This window comes from Kerstersia similis, assembly GCF_965139615.1.
GTDB classification, from domain to species: Bacteria; Pseudomonadota; Gammaproteobacteria; order Burkholderiales; family Burkholderiaceae_B; genus Kerstersia; species Kerstersia similis.
Window position 1 is genome coordinate 20,104 of sequence record NZ_CBCSIQ010000016.1, and the last position, 22,682, is coordinate 42,785.

22 protein-coding genes are annotated in these 22,682 nt (G+C 62.1%); 12 read left to right on the forward strand and 10 right to left on the reverse strand.

Going from position 1 to position 22,682, the window contains the following annotated elements; translation table 11 throughout:
- Positions 1-2: 2 nt before the first annotated feature.
- From ACNA1V_RS10940 to ACNA1V_RS10970, 7 genes are read left to right on the forward strand one after another with little or no spacing between them, the layout of a single operon-like run.
- Positions 3-1,037 carry an ABC transporter permease gene (locus tag ACNA1V_RS10940; protein ID WP_415833656.1) on the forward strand — a complete coding sequence of 345 codons (1,035 nt, stop codon included), beginning with the start codon at positions 3-5 and terminating at the stop codon, positions 1,035-1,037.
- Positions 1,038-1,039: 2 nt separating this feature from the next.
- On the forward strand, positions 1,040-1,915 hold the full coding sequence (locus ACNA1V_RS10945; protein WP_415833657.1) for an ABC transporter permease: 876 nt from the start codon (positions 1,040-1,042) through the stop codon (positions 1,913-1,915).
- Positions 1,912-3,654 carry a dipeptide ABC transporter ATP-binding protein gene (locus tag ACNA1V_RS10950; RefSeq protein ID WP_415833658.1) on the forward strand — a complete coding sequence of 581 codons (1,743 nt, stop codon included), beginning with the start codon at positions 1,912-1,914 and terminating at the stop codon, positions 3,652-3,654. Before ACNA1V_RS10945 ends, ACNA1V_RS10950 begins: the two co-directional genes overlap by 4 nt.
- Before the next feature lie 38 nt (positions 3,655-3,692).
- Positions 3,693-5,321 (forward strand): ABC transporter substrate-binding protein, encoded by a 1,629-nt coding sequence (locus ACNA1V_RS10955; protein ID WP_415833659.1) that lies wholly within the window; start codon positions 3,693-3,695, stop codon positions 5,319-5,321.
- 59 nt (positions 5,322-5,380) lie between these two features.
- Positions 5,381-6,637, forward strand: coding sequence for an acyl-CoA dehydrogenase family protein (locus ACNA1V_RS10960; protein WP_415833660.1), 1,257 nt, complete (start codon positions 5,381-5,383; stop codon positions 6,635-6,637).
- A 31-nt stretch (positions 6,638-6,668) separates the two neighbouring features.
- Positions 6,669-7,982 carry an LLM class flavin-dependent oxidoreductase gene (locus ACNA1V_RS10965; protein WP_415833661.1) on the forward strand — a complete coding sequence of 438 codons (1,314 nt, stop codon included), beginning with the start codon at positions 6,669-6,671 and terminating at the stop codon, positions 7,980-7,982.
- Positions 7,975-9,444 (forward strand): NAD(P)-binding domain-containing protein, encoded by a 1,470-nt coding sequence (locus ACNA1V_RS10970; RefSeq protein WP_415833662.1) that lies wholly within the window; start codon positions 7,975-7,977, stop codon positions 9,442-9,444. Before ACNA1V_RS10965 ends, ACNA1V_RS10970 begins: the two co-directional genes overlap by 8 nt.
- Here the strand turns inward: ACNA1V_RS10970 and ACNA1V_RS10975 are convergent, their stop codons facing one another.
- Entirely contained in the window at positions 9,445-10,236 is a 792-nt protein-coding gene (locus ACNA1V_RS10975) for an alpha/beta fold hydrolase (protein ID WP_415833663.1), read from the reverse strand. It abuts the gene before it with no gap.
- Positions 10,237-10,916: 680 nt separating this feature from the next.
- On the opposite strand from ACNA1V_RS10975, the gene ACNA1V_RS10980 reads away from it, so the two are divergent.
- The 4 genes from ACNA1V_RS10980 to ACNA1V_RS10995 all read left to right on the forward strand — a co-directional run bounded on the left by ACNA1V_RS10980 (position 10,917) and on the right by ACNA1V_RS10995 (position 13,828).
- Positions 10,917-11,129 carry a helix-turn-helix transcriptional regulator gene (locus ACNA1V_RS10980; protein ID WP_080700915.1) on the forward strand — a complete coding sequence of 71 codons (213 nt, stop codon included), beginning with the start codon at positions 10,917-10,919 and terminating at the stop codon, positions 11,127-11,129.
- A 38-nt stretch (positions 11,130-11,167) separates the two neighbouring features.
- A complete protein-coding gene (locus ACNA1V_RS10985) occupies positions 11,168-12,082 on the forward strand; it encodes a plasmid-related transcriptional repressor protein (RefSeq protein ID WP_415833664.1) in 915 nt (304 codons plus the stop codon).
- An 886-nt stretch (positions 12,083-12,968) separates the two neighbouring features.
- Positions 12,969-13,607, forward strand: a complete 639-nt coding sequence (locus ACNA1V_RS10990; protein WP_032977971.1) for a DNA-binding protein — start codon at positions 12,969-12,971, stop codon at positions 13,605-13,607.
- Positions 13,607-13,828: a hypothetical protein gene (locus ACNA1V_RS10995; RefSeq protein WP_032977973.1), complete on the forward strand. Its 222-nt coding sequence runs from the start codon at positions 13,607-13,609 to the stop codon at positions 13,826-13,828. The genes ACNA1V_RS10990 and ACNA1V_RS10995 overlap by 1 nt, the downstream gene beginning before the upstream one ends.
- 2 nt (positions 13,829-13,830) lie before the next feature.
- Here ACNA1V_RS10995 and ACNA1V_RS11000 read toward each other — a convergent pair whose 3' ends face one another.
- The 9 genes from ACNA1V_RS11000 to ACNA1V_RS11040 form a co-directional block, all read right to left on the reverse strand.
- A complete protein-coding gene (locus tag ACNA1V_RS11000; RefSeq protein ID WP_415833665.1) occupies positions 13,831-14,142 on the reverse strand; it encodes a hypothetical protein in 312 nt (103 codons plus the stop codon).
- A gap of 14 nt (positions 14,143-14,156) precedes the next feature.
- Positions 14,157-15,278, reverse strand: coding sequence for a M23 family metallopeptidase (locus tag ACNA1V_RS11005; protein WP_415833666.1), 1,122 nt, complete (start codon positions 15,276-15,278; stop codon positions 14,157-14,159).
- Positions 15,279-15,280: 2 nt separating this feature from the next.
- Positions 15,281-15,808, reverse strand: coding sequence for a hypothetical protein (locus ACNA1V_RS11010; protein ID WP_282490882.1), 528 nt, complete (start codon positions 15,806-15,808; stop codon positions 15,281-15,283).
- The gene (locus ACNA1V_RS11015) at positions 15,801-15,989 is read right to left on the reverse strand and encodes a hypothetical protein (RefSeq protein ID WP_282490881.1); all 189 of its coding nucleotides are present in this window, start codon (positions 15,987-15,989) and stop codon (positions 15,801-15,803) included. Before ACNA1V_RS11015 ends, ACNA1V_RS11010 begins: the two co-directional genes overlap by 8 nt.
- Positions 15,976-16,215 carry a hypothetical protein gene (locus ACNA1V_RS11020; RefSeq protein ID WP_282490880.1) on the reverse strand — a complete coding sequence of 80 codons (240 nt, stop codon included), beginning with the start codon at positions 16,213-16,215 and terminating at the stop codon, positions 15,976-15,978. Before ACNA1V_RS11020 ends, ACNA1V_RS11015 begins: the two co-directional genes overlap by 14 nt.
- Positions 16,215-16,820, reverse strand: a complete 606-nt coding sequence (locus ACNA1V_RS11025; RefSeq protein ID WP_282490879.1) for a hypothetical protein — start codon at positions 16,818-16,820, stop codon at positions 16,215-16,217. The genes ACNA1V_RS11020 and ACNA1V_RS11025 overlap by 1 nt, the downstream gene beginning before the upstream one ends.
- A 151-nt stretch (positions 16,821-16,971) precedes the next feature.
- Entirely contained in the window at positions 16,972-17,496 is a 525-nt protein-coding gene (locus ACNA1V_RS11030) for a FliH/SctL family protein (RefSeq protein WP_415833667.1), read from the reverse strand.
- Positions 17,493-20,384, reverse strand: a complete 2,892-nt coding sequence (locus tag ACNA1V_RS11035) for a DotA/TraY family protein (RefSeq protein WP_415833668.1) — start codon at positions 20,382-20,384, stop codon at positions 17,493-17,495. Before ACNA1V_RS11035 ends, ACNA1V_RS11030 begins: the two co-directional genes overlap by 4 nt.
- Positions 20,385-20,861, reverse strand: a complete 477-nt coding sequence (locus tag ACNA1V_RS11040) for a conjugal transfer protein TraD (protein WP_282490876.1) — start codon at positions 20,859-20,861, stop codon at positions 20,385-20,387.
- A gap of 526 nt (positions 20,862-21,387) precedes the next feature.
- On the opposite strand from ACNA1V_RS11040, the gene mobQ reads away from it, so the two are divergent.
- On the forward strand, positions 21,388-22,611 hold the full coding sequence (gene mobQ, locus ACNA1V_RS11045; protein WP_282490875.1) for a MobQ family relaxase: 1,224 nt from the start codon (positions 21,388-21,390) through the stop codon (positions 22,609-22,611).
- Positions 22,612-22,682: the final 71 nt, after the last annotated feature.

The window sequence follows — 22,682 nt, forward strand, 5'->3', positions numbered from 1 at the left end:
TCATGACGGATCTCACGGCCATACCTGCCATCGCCACGGCCCCGCCCACCGTAACGCCCCAAGCCACGCACCACAGGCCGGCCACGCCGCAGCGGCTGATGCGGCTGCTGGCCATTGCACGGCGCCTGGGCGCCGCACTATTCGTCATGCTCACTGCCGCCACCCTGGTTTTCTTCGGCATGAAGCTGGCACCGGGCGACATTCTGGACATCATCGCCGGGCAAGCCACCAGCGAACTGGCCCGTGCCGAAGTCGCCACTGCCTGGGGCCTGGACCGCCCCCTATGGGAACAGTATGGCAGCTATCTTTCACGCCTGCTGCAAGGTGATCTCGGACATTCCTACATCCTCGGACGCCCCGTGCTGGACGTCATTCTGGAACGTTCCTCCGCCACACTGGCCTTGGCCAGCCTGTCCATGCTGTTCGCCCTGGCATTGGCTTTCGGCATCATTATTCTGACCGGCACCGGCAAGCGTTGGGCTGCCGCCCTGTCCTCCGTGGTGGAACTGCTGCTGGTCTCAGCCCCCAGTTTCTGGCTCGGTATCCTGCTTATCTTTCTGGTCTCGTTCAAGCTCAACCTGTTGCCGATCGTGGGCCAGGACGCTTTCGCCATTCTGATTCTGCCGGCCCTGACCCTGGGCTTGCGCATCGGCGGCGAGCTCCTGCAAATCATGCGCAGTGAAATCAGCCGGGTGCAGCAACAACCGTTCGCCCTGTCCGCCAAGGCACGCGGCATTTCCGCCATCGGCTTTTCCTACCATCATGCCCTGCGCCATGCCGCGCTACCAGTGGTCACGGTAGCCGGTTGGATCGTCGGCAGCCTGCTGACCGGCACCTTCGTGGTTGAGCAGCTGTTCGGCCGTACCGGCCTGGGCACGCTGACCGTCAAAGCCGTGCTGTCGCGTGATACGCCTCTGGTCATGGGCATCGCGCTGGCCGCGGCAGCAGTCTATATCAGCATCAGCACCCTGGTGGATCTCTTGCAGGGGTTGCTCGACCCTCGCCTGCGCCAGACAAGGTCTCCTGCAAGGAACTAGCCATGCCGTCCGCCTCCCTTTCCCTGGCCGGCTCCGGCTGGGCCACCCTGCGTCGCCGCTCCCCCTTGGCGCTCCGGCATCTGGGCCTGGTGCTAGCCATCGCCTGGCTCGTGCTACTGGCTGTCATGGCGCTGGCGCCAAGCTGGGTCGCCACCCGTGACCCGAACGCCAGCGACTTTATGGCCATGCTCGCTCCGCCCAGTCCGGAACATTTTTTCGGTACGGATGCGCTGGGACGCGACCTGTTCTCCCGCATTGTGTACGGCGCCCGCTACTCCATCAGCATCGGCCTGGGCGCCATGGGGGTCGCGTTGCTGCTGGCGCTGCCCTTGGGCATCGCAGGGGGTGTCGGCAATACGCTGGTCGATGGTTTTGTCATGCGTTTGACTGACATCCTGGGCGCATTCCCGGAAATGCTGCTGGCCATTCTGGTCATCGCGCTCATCGGCCCGGGCACCAGCAATCTGATCGTGGCACTGGGCATTGCCGCAACGCCGAAACTCATGCGTGTCATCCGCGCGCAGACCCGTACCGTCATGCTGTCCGGCTATGTCGAATACGGCACATTGCTGGGGCAAGCCCGCCACAAAACCATTCTGCGCCATGTGCTGCCGAATGCCATCGGCACCTTGCCAGTGCTGGTCACCATCAGCCTGGGGTTTGCAGTGATCAGCACGGCTTCATTGAGCTTTCTCGGCCTGGGCCCGCAAGCGCCAACGCCGGAATGGGGCTTGATGCTCTCCGAATCCTTGAGCACGCTGCGCGTCGCCTGGTGGGCGGGCGTATTTCCGGGCGTCATGATCACGAGCCTGGTCATCGCACTGACCTTGCTGGCCAATGCCTTGCAGGCCTCCTACGAAAAAAGGCGCCCGGCATGAAGCTCCCCCTGCCCCCCGTGCTGCATGCCCCGGCCTTGCCCGTCCCGCCCGGCATCCGTCCGGCTGCCGCCACGCCCCTGGCCCAGGTGCGCAACCTTGCCATCGGCTTCAGGGATGAACAGGGCCAAGTGCGGCCCGTCGTCAAGGGCGTATCCTTCCAGGTTCATGCCGGTGAGGTTCTGGGCATCGTGGGCGAAAGCGGCTCCGGCAAGTCCCTCTCGGTACGATCGCTGGTCGGCCTGAACCCGACAGGCACGGCCGTTCAGGCCGATGCCCTGGAACTGGATGGCCAGGATCTGCGCTTTCTGGCGGAAAAACAATGGCGCCGGTTGCGCGGCCGCCGTGTCGGACTCGTCTTGCAGGATGCACTGGTATCGCTGGATCCGCTGCGCAGCATCGGCGACGAAGTGCGCGAAGCGCTGACCGCCCATACCCGCCTGGATGCGCGCACGGCCAAAGAAAAAGTCCTGGCCTTGCTGCGCGCCGTCGGCATCGCGGATGCAGAGCTGCGGGCCCGGCAATATTCCCATGAGCTCTCCGGCGGCTTGCGCCAGCGCGCGCTGATCGCCAGCGCCATCGCCGCAGACCCTGCGCTGATCATCGCCGACGAACCCACCACTGCGCTGGACGCAGCGGTGCAATTGCAGATACTTGATCTGCTGCGCGCCAGGGTCGATGCAGGTGCCGGGCTGATCATCATCAGTCATGACATGGGCGTGATCCAACGCATTGCCGATCGCGTCGTGGTCATGCGTCATGGCGAAATCGTCGAATCCGGGCCGACCCGCCAGGTGCTGTCGGCCCCGCAACACCCCTATACCCGGCAATTGCTGCGTGCCATTCCGTCCGGCGACTCGCGCGGCTATCGTCTGACGCTCACCGCAAGCGCCAAGCACACGGGGGATGCCGATCTCCCCGTGCCCTTGCCCGCTCGTCAACATCGCAGCCACGGCGATATCGTGCTTTCCGTCAAGCATGTCTGGAAAAGCTATCGCCAGGGAGACGGCAGCACGCGCCAGGTAGCCCGTGACATCACTTTCGATATCCATGCCGGTGAAACCGTAGGGCTGGTGGGCGAATCCGGCTCAGGAAAAAGTACGGTCGGCCGCATCATCATGGGTATCTTGCCCCCAGACCAGGGCGAGGTCCTGCTGGACGGACAACCATGGAGCACGCTGCCTGAAAAGCAACGCCGTTCACGGCGCACCACGCTGCAGACCATCACCCAGGACACGCTGGGTGTCTTTGACCCGCGTTACACCGTGGCCCAAAGCCTGCAGGAAACCCTGGTGGAAAGCCGCCGCCTGGACAAACACGCCGTTCATGCAGAAATCAGCCGCCTGCTTGATGCCGTCGGGCTGAGTGCCCGCAAACTCGATCAGCCCTTGCGCAACCTCTCCGGTGGCGAGCGGCAACGCGTGGCCATCGCGCGCGCCCTGGCCACCCGGCCACGCCTGATTGTCTGCGATGAGCCGGTCTCCGCACTGGATATTTCCGTCCAGGCCCAGGTGCTGGATCTGCTCTGGGACCTTCAAGCTGAATTCGGTCTGGCCTACCTGTTCATCTCCCACGACCTGGGCGTCGTGCACCACCTCAGCGATCACGTCCTAGTCATGCGCCACGGCCAGATCCTCGAACGCGGCAGCGCCGATGACATTTTCCACCATCCCCGCCACCCCTACGTCATCGACCTCGTCAATGCAGTGCCCAGGCATCCGCTGACCCGTGTCGCGGCCTGACTCCCCATTTCATCTCCTGAACCGTACCGAGCCACTCCATGAAACACAAGCTGCTCTCCCTGGCACTGGGTGCCCTTCTCTCCCTCTCTACGCTGGCGCCCGCGCACGCTCAGGACAAACGGGTGGAGCCCGGCGCCAAACATGGCGGTACGCTACGCGTCGCCTTTGATCGCTGGCCACAGGCCGGCCTGCTGTCACATAACAACAGCTGGATTCCGCTGTTCCAGAACCAGTTCGAATCCCTAGTCAAAGCCGATGACGCAGGCAACTACCATCCCTGGCTGGCCAAATCCTGGGAAATTTCACCTGATGGCCTCGTCTATACCTTCACCTTGCGCGAGGACGTCGTTTTTCAGGACGGCGACAAATTCAATGCCCAGGCCGTCAAAACCACCTTCGACAAACTGCTGAGCAACACCTTCACGCTAACGCCCCCCAAACGCAACTGGGCCGAATTCCTGGATAGCGTGGATGTGATCGACGACTACACCATCCGCTTCGGGTTCAATCAACCGGACGCCATTTTCCTATCCAGCCTGGCATCGAACGCCACCGGCATTGCCTCTCCCAGCTCCATCAGCAAGGCCGAAGCCAAACAAGGTGGCGTACTGCTCAAAGGCACAGGCCCCTTCGAACTAGTGGAAGTCGTGCCGGATCAGAAGTTCGTTTTCAAACGTTTTGACCGCTATCAATGGGCTCCGCCCACCGCCAGACACGATGGGCCGGCATATCTGGATCAAATCGTCTTCAACTGGGTGCCGGACCCTGCCGTGCGCACAGGCCTGCTGACCTCAGGCCAGGTGGATTTCATCACGACCCTGGGGCCGGATGATGTCCCGCTGGTCAAGGACAATCCGGCCTACGTTTATATCGAACGCACCGGCAATATCGTGCCCTGGACCTGGTTCTTCAATACTGACGGCTTCGGCACCTCCGACATTCGCGTGCGCGAAGCCATCATCGAAGCACTGGATCTGGAAACCCTGGTCAAAGCCATCTACCGTGGCAACGGCGCACATGCCTGGTCGCAAATCGCCCCCGACTCGGCGTTCTACGATCCCAGCTATGCAGGCAGCTACGGCAACCATCCCGACCGTGCCAACCAACTGCTGGATCAAGCCGGCTGGACGGGCCGCAACGCTGCCGGCGTGCGCACCAATGCCCAGGGCCAGGCCCTGGAGCTCAAATTGCTAAACCGCGGCTTTACCGGCCGCCAGAAACTGTTTACTGAAGCGGCTCAACAACTGCTGCTGCAAAAAGCCGGCATCCAACTGGTCATTGAAAACGCGGACGAGGCACAGGGTTTCATCCACCGCGACAAAGGGGATTACTCGATCTTCCACGTGACGGTGGCCGGCTTCGATGTTGGCGCAGCACTCAACCTGCTGTGGCCCACCAAAGGCATCATCAACTTCAGCCGTCTCTCCGACCCCAAAGTCGATGCGCTGAACCGCCAGCAGCGCCACACCCTGGACCCCGCACAACGCACCGAGCTGATTCGCCAATTGGCGGACTACACGCAAAAGGATCTGAAGCTGGCGCTGCCCATTGTCGAGGAATTCCAGAACATTGCAGCCACGAGCGCTGTCAGGAACGCCGACACCACCTTCGCCCCGTTGCGCAGCTATCCCGGCCCCATTGCCTATGACGTCTGGCTAGACCGTTAAAGGCCATGACACCGCCCCGGCTTTCCACCGTTGCCTTTCCGTCCCCAGGAACCTGCCCCATGTCAGAGCCAGAATTGGCCAGTCCGAGTATCGCTACCCACGCGCCGGCACCGCTTTCACTGATCCACAACGCGCAATTCATTGAACAGCCCGGATTGCAGCACTGGCTCACCCGGCTGCGTGAGGGCGCGGTCGCACGCGAACAGCAGCGCACCTTGCTGTTCGACGAACTGCGCACCTTTGCGCAATGGGGGCTGGGAACCCTGCGCCTGCCTGCAGAGCTGGGGGGCCCAGGCTGGACGGTTCCGCAACTGCTGGATTTTGTGCGCCTCATTGCGGCGCACGACCCTAACGCCGCCCATGCCCTGCGCAACCACTTTCTGTTCGTTGAAATCATCCTGAGTTTGCCGCCGGGCGCGCTGCGCCAGCGATGGCTCTTGCACATTGCCGACGGTGCCCTGCTGGGTGATGCCAACAGCGAACGTACCGGCCCGATCTCGAAGGGCGGTGCCAGCCTGCTGCACAAAATCGCTGGCGGCTGGCGCCTGAACGGGCGCAAGTTCTACAGCACTGGCTGCATCTATGCCGACTGGCTGTTCGTCACTGCATACGATACGGCGGGCCACCAGCACTGGGTCATGGTGCCGGCCCAAGCGCCAGGCGTAGAGCTGATCGACGACTGGGATGGCTTCGGTCAACGCCTGACGGGCAGCGGCACCACTGTTTTCACGGATGTCTTTATTCCTGACGCCGATATCCTGGTGGAAGATATGGCCCGCCCTGGCGCCGTGCCCAAACAAGGCGCCTTTGCCCAGCTTTACCTGACAACGGCGGTCGCTGGCGTGATTGACGGCATTTTGCACGATGCGACCCGGCTCCTGCAGGAACGCCCGCGCAACTTCCCCCACGGCACGACCGATAGCGCACGCCAGGATCCTTTGCTGCTGGAAGGCATCGGCTATCTCTCCACCTGGTCATTTGCCGCCAGCGCCGCCATTCGGACTGCCGCCCAGACCATCGACACCCTGCAGGCAGCCCGCAGCGCCCGGCTCACCGAGGCCGAGACCGCGCAAGCAGCGCAGGCGGCCTCCTTGGCCGCGGCCCAGGCCAAGCTGCTCGTGGACGACCTCGCCACGCGTGCTGCGACACGGCTCTTCGATCTCGCAGGCGCCTCAGCCACCAGCACCACTTTGGCGCTGGACCGCCACTGGCGCAACGCCCGCACCATTGCCAGCCACAACCCGCCCGCCTTCAAAGCCAGGGCCATCGGCGATCTGCATGTCAACGATGCGCCGCTGCCCCGCTTTTTCTTCTAGGCATATCCATTCCTTCCCAGAAAAAATTCCCATGTCGCAAGCCTCACATGTCATCCTCAACCTAAACCCGATTCCTGGCGGCATCTACGCCAGCGGCTGGCGTACGGGCTACCGGGATCCGGCCAGTTTCATCACCGTCGAACATTACGTCGAACTGGCAAAAATTGCCGAGCGCGGCCACCTCGACGCACTCTTTCTGGCCGACACGGCCTCCTGGTCGCCCGTTGCCGGATCCCGGACTTTCCGCCCGTTGGACCCAACCGTCAGCCTGCCCTACATTGCGGCACACACCTCGCATCTGGGCCTGATCGCCACCGTATCGACCACCTACAACACGCCCTATAACCTGGCGCGCCGGCTGCTCAGCCTGGATCATGTCAGTGGTGGCCGGGCCGCCTGGAACGTCGTGGTGACCGCTGGCGACGAGCAGGCCCGCAATAGCTCGCTGCCTGCCGCGCCGCCCAAGCAGGAGCGCTATGCCCGTGCCCGGGAGTTCGTGGAAATCGTGCGCCAGCTCTGGCACAGCTGGGAGGATGGCGCCATCGTGGCCGACGCCGAATCCGGCGTATATATCGACGCAACCAAAGTACGCCCCATCCATTACCAGGGCGACCACTTCCAGGTGGCCGGGCCCTTGATTGTGCCGCCCAGCCCGCAGCACCATCCCGTCATCATCCAGGCCGGCGGCTCGGAAGGCGGCACCGACCTGGCTGGCCGCTACGCCAATGCGGTCTATTCCACCCAACCCACGCAGGACGGCGCTCGCGCTTATCGGGAGGAACTCCGCCGGCGTGCCGCCCACCATGGGCGCTCTCCCGATACCATCAAGCTTCTGCCCGGATTGGTCACTATCATCGGCTCCACGGAAGAAGAAGCCCAGCGCCGCGCACGGGATCTCTTGGAGCGCATTCCGGTCAGCCCTGGCCTTGCCCGCCTGTCCACCTTTGTCGAACTTCCCCCGGAAGTGCTCGCTACCGGCCTGGATGAGCCCTTGCCCTGGCACCAGATCCCTGCCGAAGCCCTGAACGGCGTCGGGCACTCTGCCACGGTGCTGCGCACCGCCAAGGAAAACCACTACACCGTGCGGGATATCCTGCATGAAATCAACTCCGTGCGGGAACACGCCACCATCACCGGCACACCGGAACAAGTGGCGGACAAAATAGAAACCTGGTTCCGTTCCGGCGCTGTCGATGGTTTCAATATCATGCCTGCCGAGCTGCCCCTGGGCGCCGAACAGTTCGTGGACCATGTCGTGCCGCTGCTGCAACAGCGCGGCCTGTTCCGCACGGAATACACGACAAAAACACTGCGCGGGCACTACGGACTGAGCCATCATGACTGATTCCACGCAGGGCCTCCCGGCCCACGCCGCCCAGGTACGAACCGCCCTGGACAGTATCGGCGGCTTTCCCCCGGACTGGGTGCCCCCACAGGAAGGCAGCGATACCGATGTGGTGATCATCGGTGCGGGCCAGGCCGGGCTATCCATCGCCTTCGGACTGAAACGCGCAGGCATCTCCCGGATCCGCCTGCTCGATGCCGCGCCTGAAAACGCACAAGGCGTGTGGCATACCCGCGCCTACATGCCCAATCTACGCACACCACTGATCAACCCCGGCCCGGAACTGGGCGTACCCGAGCTTTCGCTAGCATCCTGGTATCGTGCCCGTCATGGGGAAGCCGCTTTCAGCGCCCTGGAAAAATGCCCAACCGCTGACTGGGCAGCCTACCTCGACTGGTTTCGCGACACCCTGGAACTGCCCGTCACCTACCAGACCCGGCTGACAGCCGTTCGTCCCGCAGGCTCGCTGCTGGTGCTGACGCTTGCCACCGCCAGCGGGGCTCGTACCTTGACCACCCGACGCCTGATTCTGGCCACGGGCCTGGCAGGTAGCGGCCAGCCACGGATTCCCGAGCTCATTCGGCAGGCCTTGCCCAAAGACCGCTACCACCACAGCCTTGAACACATAGACACTCGGCAACTCCAAGGCCGCCACATCGGCGTCATCGGCAGTTCGACCTCGGCATTCGACATGGCCGCCCTCGCGCTGGAGGCTGGCGCGCGGCAGGTGGACATGCTGTCACGCCGCCCGGAAATCGTAACCATTGCCAAATTCGCGGCCGCAGCCTATCCCGGCGCCAAATATGCCCACCTGCTCCCGGATGCAGTACTCTGGCAAATATCCACGCACTATCTGGACCAAGGTTCACCGCCCCCGGTTCAATCCGTCGGACGGGCCACACGCCACGAAAACTTCCGCCTGCACCTGAACGCGCCGCTGGCAAGCGTCCATTCAGAATCAGGCCGGATCGCCATTCGGGCGGGGGCGACAACGCACGAATTCGATCATCTGTTGTGCGGCACGGGCTTTGACACCGATCTGGCGCTACGTCCTGAACTCCAGCCCTGGATCACACAGGCAGCCACCTGGAGCGACCGCGTCCCCGAGGCGCGCCACTCAGGCAACCCGCTGGCCCGATTTCCCTATCTCAGCCCAGGCTTCGCCTTGCAGGAACGCACACCGGGCACTGCGCCCTGGCTGGAAAAAATACATATCTTCAATTACGCGGCGCATATCGGAGTCGCGCGCAGCGTCGGAGACATCTCCAGCCTCTCCAAGCTGGTGCCCCGGCTGGTGGATGCCATCGGCGCATCGCTCTTCCTGGAAGACAGGGAAGCGCAACTGGCACGCCTGACCGGCATCCCGCAAATGTCGGAAACCCTGAGCCGGGAGCACTATGCACACCGGCTGGCGCCACCTGCAGCATTACATGCCAGCCCCCACGAGGACGCTGCGGCCTGACTACCCTATCCGGGCCAGCCACGGCCCGATAGTGCCCAGCAAAACCTCCGGCTTTTCCCGATGCGGAATATGGCCGCAATCCTCCAGCACCGTCAAAGTCACCGGTCCGCCGACACGCTCCGCAATACGTTGCGGCTGCGCAAGCGATCCATACTCATCGCGATCGCCATGCAGCACCAGGGCCGGACATTGCACCTGTGGCAATTCGGTATCCAGATTCCAGCTGGAGAAGCTCGAAGACGTCCAGGTGCCTGCCCAGGACTCCAGCACCCAGCGCGCCTGCGCGCCGTGATACCGCTCCAGGCGCGCGAACTGTGCGGGATCCGCGAACATATCTCTGGCCTCGACTATCCCCGCCACGATGCGATCGTCCACATAGGCCTGCGCGGCGATCGCGATCAAGCCCTGGCAATGGGCATGCTGTGCTGCGCTGGCAATGCCCATGCAACCGCCGATGCTGTGGCCCAGCGCAACGAAGGACTCCGCCTGCAACCGTGCCAAGACCTGCGGCAGGAAAGTCCTGGCCTCATCCTGCACATAATCCATGGACAACTGCCCGGGATGCGGGTCGGACTGCCCGAAGCCCAGCCGGTCATAGGCAATCACGCATCGGCCTGTTGCAGCCGCCAGCCGTTCCGGAAAATCTCGCCACAAGGCAATACAACCCAGCGAATCATGCAGCAGAACAATCGGCGCCAAGCCCGCCCGCCCCTGCGCCGGCTGCCATTGCCGGACGGCCAACTGGCCTTGCGGGGTATCTATGCGATCATCGGAAACGATAGTGGCGGACATGCTGGCTCCATGAATACGGCCGGACTGGCGCTCTGGCCTGAGGACAGAAAGCGTAAACCATGACGCAACGTAAACTTGAAGCGCCAACGCGCCGGATCGGCTCGGGATTTACCCTGGTTCCAAGCGCGCCTCTTGACGGCCCTGGACCGCGACGGACGGCCCACCCTGCTCGATGAGCGGCTCGCGCGCAGCCGACGGATGACAAAAACGTAATCACTGCTCTCTGCGCCATGCCGCAGCCCATTGCGCCAGCCCTGCTTGAAGGCTGCCGGGGAAGGCGGCGGATCACAGTCCATGGAGCGGAGTCAGTCTGGGGGTGATGCAGGCGCACCTGACCGACATTACCGCCAGAAAGCCTGTGGCCCTGGAGAACCTTGGTCATGCCAGGGTGCTTCAGGGCCACAGGTACTGCCAGGGAAGGAAGATCAGACGTTAAACCAGAAATCTAGCCATAAAGCGTGTGTGGAAGCGGCATTGCCTCTGTTATCACTCATCTTGTAGTCACTTCCATATACACTTTAACCGCTGCTACCCGGAGCGAGGCCCGCACATCGCTTGCCTGTCCGGCATCGCTGCCGCCGGATTTTTTGCTGCAAAAATTCCCTTCTGGGAATCCGTGACCTAGACCGGCCCGCCGTCCGAGACTGCCTGCATTCAATCGAAATGCAGGGGTAAAGACGATGAGAATTCTACGCAAGAAGGCAGTCTGCGAGAAGCTGGGCGACATCAATGAGACGACTCTCTGGCGCATCTCGCGTGGTGATCCGACATTCCCGGTATCCATCCAGCTTAACAAAAGAGTTGTCGGCTGGCTTGAGCACGAGATTGATGCGTGGCTCGAACAGAAGGCCGCTGCCGCTCGCGCTGCCAGCAACAACGCTGTCTATCCCTGATCGCCGCGTTCCCGCAGGCCAAAGGTCAGGATTCGACGATGCGCAGCTTGGGCAGCTTGCTGGACGCTGGCGTGGCAGAAGCCACGGTCAAGCGCGATCCGCTGGCGTGGATCAAGCAGAAAGCCGCCGAGGTAGCAGAGCAGGCAGAGCAGCGGGCAGCAAATGAACCCCGCCAGATGTTCTTGCCTGGCTTCGATATTGGAGCCTTTCCAAACCATCTGAACAGATCGAGCCTCATTGCTCCCATCGCACGAGGGAAACGCAAATTCCATCGGCAAGCCGTGATGGTGACACGGCGGGATTGCGTGCTGGAATACACCGGGGAACAACTGGACGAAGCAGACGGCGACCTCATCATGGCATTGATCGCCTTCGCTCAACCGTTCCCGTTGGGTACGCCTGTGCCGCTGAACCGCAAGAAGCTGCTGAGAAAGATCAAACCGGGCAGTATCGGCAGCACCCAGTACGACTGGCTCTATCGGAGCATGAAGCGACTGCGCGAAGGTATCTTGTTCCTTGAGGCACGCAAGCCAGACGGTTCAACCCGCTACACCGTGGGCAAGATGGAGTCCTTCAACATCCTGAAGGGTCTCAACTACGACGGCGAGAGCGAGACGTACACCTACATCCTTGACCCACGGTGGGTAGTGATGTTTGGCAACCGGGAATACAGCCTGATCGACTGGGATAAGCGGATGCAGATCGGGCGTGGGCTGGACATGGCCAAAACCTTGCAACGGCTGATCGCCACCAGCGCCAACCCGGTGCAGTGGTACGCGCTGGACGGCCTCAAGGCACAGATGGAGTACAGCGGGCGGATGCGCGACTTCCGGGACGCTCTAACCCGCGCTGTACGCGAGCTGGAGCGGCTGGGGATCATCGCCAAGGGCTGCCTCGAGGACAGCACCAAGGGCAAGCCGCAGCTTGCTATGTGGCTCCCACCATCGGGATAGCGTCGCGCCGTCAGTGGCATAGCGTCGCGCTTTAGTGGCATAGCGTCGCGCTTTAGTGGCATAGCGTCGCTCCCCCCCTCTGAAAACCCGCGCCAGATATGGCTTTCCGGGCGTTCGACCGCTCTTTACCTTCTTTTTACCTTCTTATTACCAGAAGAGCACTGTGGATAACTCGCAAGCGAGTTCCCCACAGCCTTTGCTCCCGCTGGTCGCTGCGCGTCCGCCCGTGGATAACGGCAAGCCGTTACCCACCGGCCTCCTTGCGGCTACTCGCATTTTTCAAATGCTGGATGGGCTACTTGGCGTCTGCTGTTTCCAATACGCCTCCGGCGGCCCTGCCGGGGGCCACTCGCCGCCGTGAGGCTCGGGGAGCAGGGGTGGCGGGCTGCGCCCTTCGTCCCTGCCCCCACTCGCACAGGCTGTCCGCTACGGTTCAGCGTCAAGGGGCCGTGTCCTCGCTTCGCTGCGGGCCGCACCAACCCCTTGACCCTGCCCCTTCGCAGGAATCCTTCAGCAAACACCCAGAATCGCTCTGTGCGGCGTTTTCTCGTAGCGGGCCATGCCCCCTATTGCCTGCACGCAATGACTCACTACAGGCCGTTTCTGGCTGTTTTCCAGCGGAGCCGGTCGGCAAGGCGGGAATGCGCAGCTTTCCGCGCTTGTCGGCTGGCCGACAACGAGCGCAGCGAGGCGTCAGCAAGTAGCCCATCAGGCATTTGAAAAATGCGAGTAGCCGCAAGGAGGCCGGTGGGTAACGGCTTGCCGTTATCCACGGGCGGACGCGCAGCGACCAGCGGGAGCAAAGGCTGTTTCCTCTTGTCCCTTCATTACTGTTACGTTATCATAACGTAACACGTTACGATGTTACGATGTAAAGGAGGTAGCCATGCAGCAAGTCGTCACTCAACAGGCAGTTGATGCTGCCGCTGATGCCATCGTCGCCGCAGGCGGCAAGCCCACCTTCCGGCTGATCCAGCAGCGGGTCGGCGGATCGTTCACTACGCTCAAGCCGATGCTGGCTGACTGGGAGGCCCGGCGCGAGAAAGGCGAAGAGGCTGCCGTAGAAGTGCCGGACGCCCTGTTGGCACGCGGGGCAGACCTCGTGCGCAGCATCTACGCCGAGGTAGCCCAGCAGGCGCGGGTGGAGTCCGAGGCGGTGCGCAAGGATGCGGAGGCCCGCGTGAACGCAATGAAGACCGAACTGGCCGAGGCGACCGAAGAAATCGCCCGACTGGAAGCGCAGGACGCTGTACGCGCCGATGAGCTTGCCGCGCTGCGCGAGGCAAATCGGGCGCTGGAATTGAAGGTTGGCCGTCTGGAGGAACGTGCCGAGCACGCGACGCGCATGGAGGTTGAGCTTCGCGAGACTCGCTCTGCTCTTGCCAAGGCCGAGCAGCAGGTGATTGACCTTCAGGGCCAGCTCGCCAAGGCTGGCGATGTTCAGCGGCAGCTTGCCAGCCTGGAAGAGCGGCTGGCTGCGGCAGGCGTTGCGCCGAAGGCGGGCAAAAAGGGCCGAGGTGAGTGATGCCGACCGCTGCCGAGTATCAGAAACTGGCCGACGAGCTGCGGCAGCTTGGCGCAGTATTCACTCAGGCGGTCAATCTGGGTGACAAGGAGCTTGCCATGTGGGCAGCCGGGGCGCTGTCGAGTGCAGCAGCCCAGCCAGCCTGGTGGGCGCGTGAGGCTGCCGACAACGAAGCGGCGGCTGTTGCTGCCGCCGCAATCATGAAGGCCCAGCAGGGGTAGGCTTACTGCCCCTCCATGACCTCCAGCTCGATCCGCATCTGGAGCATCGAGATGTACGCCAGCAGTGTGATTTTCTCGATGAGATCGAATCGGTCGCAACAGATGACCAGTTCCTCGCGGCGGTACTCCCGCTGTCGTCGGCAACTGGATGGGATCAGCACGATCCTAGGCTCCGGCCTGCGCTTTCTGGGCGCGAACGGCAGCATTTCCAGAATCACGCCAGGGCATGATCGCATCGCCTGGACAAACCTCTGACGCTCTTCTCGCTCTGTGCAGAGGCGCTGCATTATGTCAGGGTGCAGAAACACAAACATGTTGCTTCCCTCCACTATTGGATGCTGCGCAATACGCCGCCGCGCTGCGCCCGATCATGTGCTGCCGCAGTCTGCTCGCGCTGTCGTGCGAGCTTCTGCGCCGTGTAAGTGGCCAGCAGGGCTTCCACCCGTTCCTTCTTGCGGCACACCGCTTCGGCCATGTAATTGCCGACACCAACGGCATGGACGTAATCCGACCAGAGTGCCCGGCTGGATACCTTGGTGACGCTGTTGTTCCACTCGGCGTCGCTGAACCGGCGTCCGGCCTCGGTCAGCAGCATTTCTTGTGTGCTCATCGTGTCGTAACCGCCGATGGGTGCAGTCGGCAAAGCGCCGTAGCCATCCGTGTCAGATAGCCACTCGGCAGGCGACTTGCCCTCGGCAGCGGCCAGCGCCGCGTCCGCATTCGCCGCCGCGACTTGCGCTGGCTCGAACTTGACGTTCGGAGCCACGCCGCCCGGAGGGACGCTGCCAAACAGGATCGCGTGCTGCTCCTTCGTGTCCTTGCCCAGAATCGGGTAGTGCTGCGGATTGCCGTCTTGGATCGGGAACGTTGCGCAGAAATACGGGGCGGGGTCGGTCTTCCAGCCGATGCCCTGCTGCTGATTGAACGCGAACGGCAGTTGGCCGGGGTTGAAGGTGCCTTTCGATGCGCTCTGAGTGAAAGCCTTGGCACGAGCCTCGTCTTTCTGCGCTGTGCCGTAGGTGAAGTGCAGGTGCTTCACCATCTTGTCGCTGGGCGTGTTGCCGGACAAGCCAATGTACTGCCCTGCCTTGACCTCCATGCCCTTCTTTAAGCCAGTGGCAAAGCCGCTCATGTGGTAGTACGCCACCACGTCACCGTTGCTGCGCTCGATCAAGATGGCGTTGCCTGCCGAGCGCCGATTGCCGATGAAAGTAATCACCCCGTCTGTCGTCGCGTACAGCGGCTGCGACGCGCCACTGGTCGAGAAGTCCAGACCATCGTGCATGTGCGGCTTCTGATTGGCGCTACCGAAGTTCCCTGCGCCGCCGCCCCGGAACTTGCCGAAGCGCCCGGAGACGGTTTGCTTTTCGGTGGGGGACACCATGCAGGTGTCGGCCAGTGCCGGAGTCACGGCCACCAGTGCGGCCAGAACAAGCAGCTTGTTGCGCATGGTCATGGCTCCCGGTACTCGTTTTCGTGGGCGGCGTAGGTGCCGTCGATGGTGCAGGTCAGTTGCACCGATTCCGGGCCAAATGGCTGATCGGCCATCAGGCTGCCCATTTTGGTTTTGCGGTTGGGGAAGCTCTTGCCCTTGTTCAGCTTGGCAGCCTTGGCGACCTCGGCCAGCGTCCTGCCACGGATGTGCGAGGTGTAGCTATGGCCAAGATCGCCGCTGCCATCATCGACCCAGACCTCGATCTCGGCCACAGGCAGGCCGAACACGTTGAATCCGCTGGGCGGCGTCAGCCGGTAGTGCTGTTCCTCGCCAGCCGGTTTGCGCGGCAGCATGGCACGGGTGGCAGGATGGTCGGGCAGGTCTTCGCGGCACTCCAGCGCGGCCTGCAACATCGGGCCAGCCACGGCCCAGAGTGCTGCGTTGGGTGCGGCTGGCTCGTTGTCGAGCAGCGGGACGGGCATCTGGGCGCAGACGATGCTGGAAAACGCCACCGCAGTAATTGTGATGAGGTGCTTGCTATGCATGAGCATGGCTCCTGATGTCGCTGTTGTGCTGTGCCCTGATGCGCATGGGCTTGGTGGGCTTGGGGTCAGGCTGCTGCTTGGCCTGCCGGTCGAGCCACAGCTCGACCAGCTCGCCGATGACCTGGTCGTGCTCGCGCAGCCACGACACGCGCAATACGAGATAGCTTTCAGCGGGTTTCATGGACGGGCCTCGTGAGATAGCGGAACAGGAGCCAAACAAGCGGCGTCAGGTACAGGATCGGAACAACGATGGCGAGAGCCAGCGGAGCCACCAGATCGTGTAGCGCTGGGTTGTCGAGCTGCCGGTACTCGTGGATGAAAGCCGCCACGGCGGCCACGATGCAGAGCACCTTGGTGACACGCTCGCGGCCGAGGCGCAGCAGGAATGCGCGGATCGAGGCTCCCATCACTGCATCCCCCGAACCCAAAGCATGTCGCAGACGTAGCGCCCGAAAGCGCCTTCCACGAACAGCGTGCCGGAGCGCACTTGCCACGCCCGATAGCTCCAGCGGATCGCATGGATGGAGAACGGTAGGCACATGGACAGCACGCTCAAGACGACCATCAGCGATGCGCCTACGGCCAGTTGCCACACGGCCATCAGGAATACGAAGGCGACGACCCCCCAATAGGCGCGGGACTTGCGCAGGTGGCTGGCGATGAGCTTGTCGCGCTCAGGGTCGCCGAGAAACGCCAATCGTTGCTTGCCGCGTGTCTCGGATCGTGCCTGCACGATGCGGCGGATTTCGGCAGGGTCTTCCGGTGCTAGCACACGGAAACCGCACCGCGCCGAACATTCCCAGCCATAAAGCGCCTTGTCATCAGGCTGGGAATCGGCAGGCAGGTGCATCACACCGCGCCCACACTCCGGGCACTGCGGGTTGCGCAGCGTGCGCCACAGATCGCGGATGTAGCCATTGTTGGCCTTGATCTGCCGCCACCCGAGAATGGACAGCGGCATATCGACGAACGTGAATTTGGCTGCGCGTTTCGCGCCGTTCTTGAGGTTCATCCGAAAGCCCTCCGAGGGTGTTTGCGGCGTTTGCGCTGGGCCAGCACGGCGTCTGCAACTGCGAGCAGGACGGCCAGCACGGCGGTATCGGGTTTCAATCCACGCCCGTTTCCGGGCGAAACTTCTTGATGAGGCATCTACGGCTCCTTCCTTATGAACTGGGGGACTGGTCTGTTTCCGCCGCCTTCTTGGCGTGGTGGAGAACCTGATCCCACCATCCACGAAGCTGGTCAGCGGTTGGACGTGCGCGGGAACGCAGGACGCTGTTGTCCTGCGGCATCGAGTCGATCCAGCCCTTGCCGTGCATGTACTCGGCACGCTTGGCGAGATCGAGCATCATCCGGGTGCGCATCTCCTGCGGTGCGTCCTGGAGCACCTCCAGCGCCGAATCGAGGGCGCACAACAGGCTGTAAAACGCCTTGCTCCATTTGTGGGTCTGCTGGCCCGCATGGCGAACGCGCTCCAGCAGCTCGTCGCGGTCGCGGATGGCTTCGTCGCGCTCGGCGGTCAGCCGATCAACGAGCGGCTCCCACTGGTTTTTTATCTGCGCGTTCCATTCCGCAACCGCTGCATTCCAGCCGTCATCATGACCAGCAGCGTGCCCTTGCTCATATCCGCGCCGCAGTCCGATGACATGACCATTCGCCTCGGCGGTGTAGTCGTACTGATAGCTCATGCCGGTTGCCCTCCATCAGCGGCTGTGTCGCCGTGATTGATAACTGTGGTGCCGCTATCAGCCGTGCTGGCAGGCGGCGGGATATAGCGGGTGTCGTAATGCAGAGCGGGAGCGTTCCCGCCAACGTCACTGTCTGCGGTATCCGCCGAAACTGAACTGATGACACCAGCGGAGCCAAGAGCGAGCACGGCGTTGCTGGCTTTTTCCGCAGTTTCCCCAGTGGATGCAGGGCGTGCAGCAGAAGATCGCGGGGTGTCTTTCACTTCGATGAATTCCGCGTCGGTGATGTCTTCGCTGTTACCCCAGCGGGTACCGGTAACGCCTTGCGATCCGGTATTGAGTGATGACCCGGCGCTGGCTGACGCCGCGGCAGTGCTGCGCGTTGACCCACTGGGCGCTGCGGAACCGCTTGATGCAGACGTGGTAGGCGCAGCATCGTGCTGCTGGGGTGCAACCCCTTGGCCGTTGGCACTCAACAGGCGCGGATAGTTGCCACCACCGCTGCGGCCTCCGCCGCCGCCAGATGGGTTACGTGGGCCACCCAGATTGCCAGCGCCGCCATGATCTCCGCTCAGGCGATTGCTATTGCCTGCATCGTCTTTGCCGCGAGGTGATGTTCCACCCTGCAACGCGCTTGGGCCGTATTTTTCCGAGTTGGCCCGCATTTGCTCGGTCGCCTGGGTTTCGCCCATGCTGCTGATGCCCGCGCCGATCCAGCGCAGCACGGTGTCCGGCAGGGTCTGCGACAGCCCGAAAATCATGTACATCACGGGCAGCAGGACGAATCCGTACACGATGAGCCAGTTCTTCCACTGCAAGAACTCAATGAACCAGCCCAGAGACTCCGCCGAGGTGACGTTGGCGTGATACATCGCCCAAAAGGCTTTGCTGATGTACCCAACCACCGGATTGGCGACCATCATCGCGGCAAACAGGCCGGTGATGATGAGCGCCGGGCGGATGAAGAGCGACAGCAGGAGCAGGTAGCCCTGCGTCTGGCTGCCGACGAAGGTGCGGTCAGGCGTCATGTGCATGACGGCCCACAGCGGTGCGGCAATGATCGACTGGAGTACCGCCATCAGCCAGCCCACCACTGCGATCATGAAGATGGTGTACGGCAGGCTCGGCAGGAACACGCCGAAATAGAACGCGAGCCGCCCGAGCCACGTTGTGACTTCGGCCAGCGGGGTCAAGAAGTTATAAATGACCCACTGCAAGAACGTATCGGCCAACGGTGTGGCATCGACCTTGTTGCCCATGAAGCTGACGCTGCCCACTGCTGCCGCAGCGGCTTTCAGACCAGAAAGCGAGGTGTGGATCAGCCGGTCGGCAGCAAAACCCGTCGATTGCAGCAGCGCAAGCACATCGCCGGTGGTTTTGATGCGAGCAATGGCGTCCACGTCGCCATCGGTGCCGATCATGGTGCTGGTCACACGCTCCATGCCCCACTGAATGAAGCCCGACATGAAGCTGTCACCACGGCTGCCAAGCGTGTCGATGCTGAGGTCATCCAAGCTGGCCGGAATCAAATTGGACTTGAGATCGGCGGCCCGTGGCGTGTCTGGTGTGCTGTAGCTTGCACCGCTCACGGATTTGCTGATGACGGCGTTGTAGACCGTGGTATAGCTGTTGGCAGCCAGCGATGAATGCGGCCCTTGCGGCAGCGTGTTGAGGTTCGGTGAGGTAGCCTGCGCAACGCTTTCAGCATAGATGCGGGCCAACTCTTCCTTGATACCCCCAAGACGCTGATAGAAGCCGCCTGCCATTGCCCAGCCATCCTTGGTGATGTCAGTGACGTACTTCTGCATGATCTGTTGCAGCGTGGTGTCGGCTGCAATCTGAGCAGTCAGGCTTGCGGTCAGGGTGCTTTGGGCTTGATTGACGATCTGGTTGAAACGGTCGCTCGTGACGTTCTCCCAGCCGGATTCGTTGATGGTGGCGGGCCATTCACCAACCCACTGCTCAATGTCCTGCATCACCTTGTTGACGGCGGTCGCCTTGGCGTTCAAAGCGGCGACACGGACTGCTGACATGGCCGTGGCGTTGTCCTGAATCTTGGCCGGATCAAAGATGGACGCCGCTGACGTGGTGGTTTCGGCGGCGATGGCAGCCGGAGCCGAATAGCTATAGACCTTCACCGAGCCGCAAAGCGGCACACCGCCACCCAGATTGGTGACGGCATTTCGATCCTTCGCCTGATAGATCATCGCTTTTTTGCTGCCGCCTTCGTCGATGGTCTGGTCAGGTGTCCCGGCTGCGCTGACGTTCGGCGTGCCGCCGCCGAAATCGGCGAACGATGCGTTCACGGTGCGCTTGCACCATGCGACAGCCAGGTATTCCTGCGCAAACTGGCGGATGTCGTAGAGCGGATAGTTCGGGTTCGGCTTTGCGCCGCTTCCGAGTCCCATCTGGGCGCTGGTCGCAGTCAGTGCGCCGTTGATGATCCCGTTCTCTGTGCCGATCTTGAACAGGGTGTTGGCGAAGCCCACTCCCCACAAGGCAAACATCATCACGATGAGCTGAATGAAGCTGTAGCCGCTGGTGGTCGGCAGCAGCACGCTGCCACCCGAGACGATCCGCACAGGCGTCCAGAGCGACGACCAGTTGCGGCCCATCGCTTCTCCCTCGTTGGCCGTGTTGGTAACGCCCATGATGGCGACGTAGCTGACGATCAAGCTGGCGACAACCAGCAGGCCCGAGTTGAAGACCGAGAAGATCGAAGCCATCACGCTGACGCTGGCATCAACAGTGTCAGGATCGGCCCCCTGTGTCAGTTTTGAGATGACACCGCCGAAGATCCACTCAAGGATTCCGACGCTGACATCAGTGCAAGCGCCTGCGGCGGAATCGCAGGGCGAAAAGGGCATGGATGGATCGGCGGCGGCCATTTAGTGTGCTCCTTCCTGATAGCGGTTTTCCTGCATGGACACGGCTGCCGGGCCGAACTCCACGTCATCGTCATCATCGTCGTCGCCAGTGGATTTGCGGCGCTTGCGTGCAGCAGCACGCTCGGCCAGAACCTGATCGCCACGGCGCTTGTACTTCTCGAATACCGCGCTGGGCCATGTGCCGTCGCGGTCGCGCTGTTCCGCCGCTTCCAGCATCAGGCCCAGTACGAAACCGGGATCGGCTTCCAGCAGCCCGGCGATCTGTGCCAGACCGCCCACCGCATACTTGCGCTGGTTGATGTAGGTTCGCCGTGCGGCCTTCTGCGCCCGGCGCTGCGCGGCTTTCAGCTCTTCGAGCCGCTTCTGCTGTTTCTCCACGGCTGCTGCCAACGCAGCGATTTCCCGCTCGCGCTGTTCTGCCAGTTCACTGGCCGGGCGACGTCCCCGCCCCCGCTTCTGTTCCTCCGCCTGCTGCACGTTCTTTCTGCTCCATGTGGCATGTACCAGACTGAACTATCTGCACAAAATAAAGCATAGTCAATGCTCTACAAAGCACCTTGAAAGCAAGGTTGTCCATGTTTTTTGATTCTTGTACCGAGGTTCTCAAGACTGTTTTCCCAGTATTTTCAAATAGTTATTTTTCTTTGTAGATCAAATAGATACATGGACTATTGTCCATATATGGATAGCAATAAATTTTCTCTGCTCGTAGCTTGCGAGCAACTGCGGACGTGCCGCCATCTAGTTTTCAACTTGCGGCCACGCCGCCAATAAATACTATTTTTTGAGGACAAAAACGCGCCTTTGGCGGTATCATTTGCGTGTGTGTTGTGCGCCTCGCGTGGGGCCAAGATGGTGGTGGTTTTCATCTGTTGCGCCTGCCGCAACAGCGCGGTTACGCATTGCTTCGCAACGCCCGCGCAATGGGCTGCGCCCCTTGACCCCCTCAAGCTGCTTTCAATGGGGGAGGCGGTGCCAACAGGTTTTCAATGAGGGTGGCGGCATGTACCGGCTGGAGCTGAACTACATATCCCGCGACGGCGGCAAGAAGGGCAAACAGCGGGATGCCGCCAAACAAGGCCACAGCTTTTCGGCCACAGCCGCTGCTGCCTACCGCAGTGGCGGCATCGTCACGGACTACCGCACAGGCGTAGTACATGACTACACGCGCAAGCGCCGGATCGGTCACACGGAAATCGTCCTGCCGCCCGGTGCGCCGTCCTGGGCCAGCCATCGCGAGGCGCTGTGGAATGCTGTAGAGGCCGCCGAGGTTCGCAAGGACGCGCGACTGGCGCACGAGTTCATCGTCGTGCTGCCACATGGACTCACGCCAGAGCAAGAAATAGCGATGGTGCGCGATCTTGCCCAAAGTGTTGCTGACCAGCACGGATTACCGGTTGATGTCGCCATCCACGGCGACGATCCAAAGGCATGGGATGGCTCCAAGAAAGGTGCCGTTGGCAAGCACGCGCATCTTCTGATGCCGACACGCGAACTGACGCCAGAGGGGTTCTCGAAGATCAAGGGGCGCGAGTTCATCGACCGGAAACTTGGGCCAGCGACGCTCCGATATTGGCGCGAGCAATGGGCACTGATCGGCAACAAGCACATGGAGCAGGCCGGACTGGATGAACGCTGGGATCACCGCACGCTGTCGGTGCAGCGTGAGGATGCTTTGGAGCGCGGCGATCTGGAGAAGGCTGCCGAGCTGGATCGGCTGCCACAGGTCAAGCTTGGAGCAGCAGCGGCTGCGCTCGAACGCAAGGGAGTTGATACCTACTGGGGCAATCTACTTCGCGGCATCCTTGCGGAAAACTCGTTGCGCAGACTGAGGCACGAACGCAAGCGCATTGAAGACTCGATGGCGGCAATGGAGAGGCGCATAGCTGAACTACGCGACCTTCAGGAGACTGAAGAAGCGCCGCCGGAATCCGGCTCGAATGATTCTCGCTGGGAAGTTTTCGAGCGTGAATTTATGCGTGCTGCTCAGTTCGAGCACGACCTCAGCCTGACCGTGCTGGCTGCGCCGCTCGCTGGACTCAAAGCGAAGTTCGCAGCGTACATGGATGCCGCTGCGGAGCAGGGTATGACGCCGGAAATGTTCGCTCAAGCCTGCGCAAAAGGCATGGCCGAACAGGATCGCCGGGTGATGCAGGAACAGGCAGCGAGGGATGCCGATCCCCAACCGCCACAAGAGGACTCCCCTGTTGCCACTCCCGCGCCATGATGCCACTGGCAATGGTGGGAACAGTGTGGAAAGACGGTGGCGGCATGATGTCAATGATGACGGTAACAAGG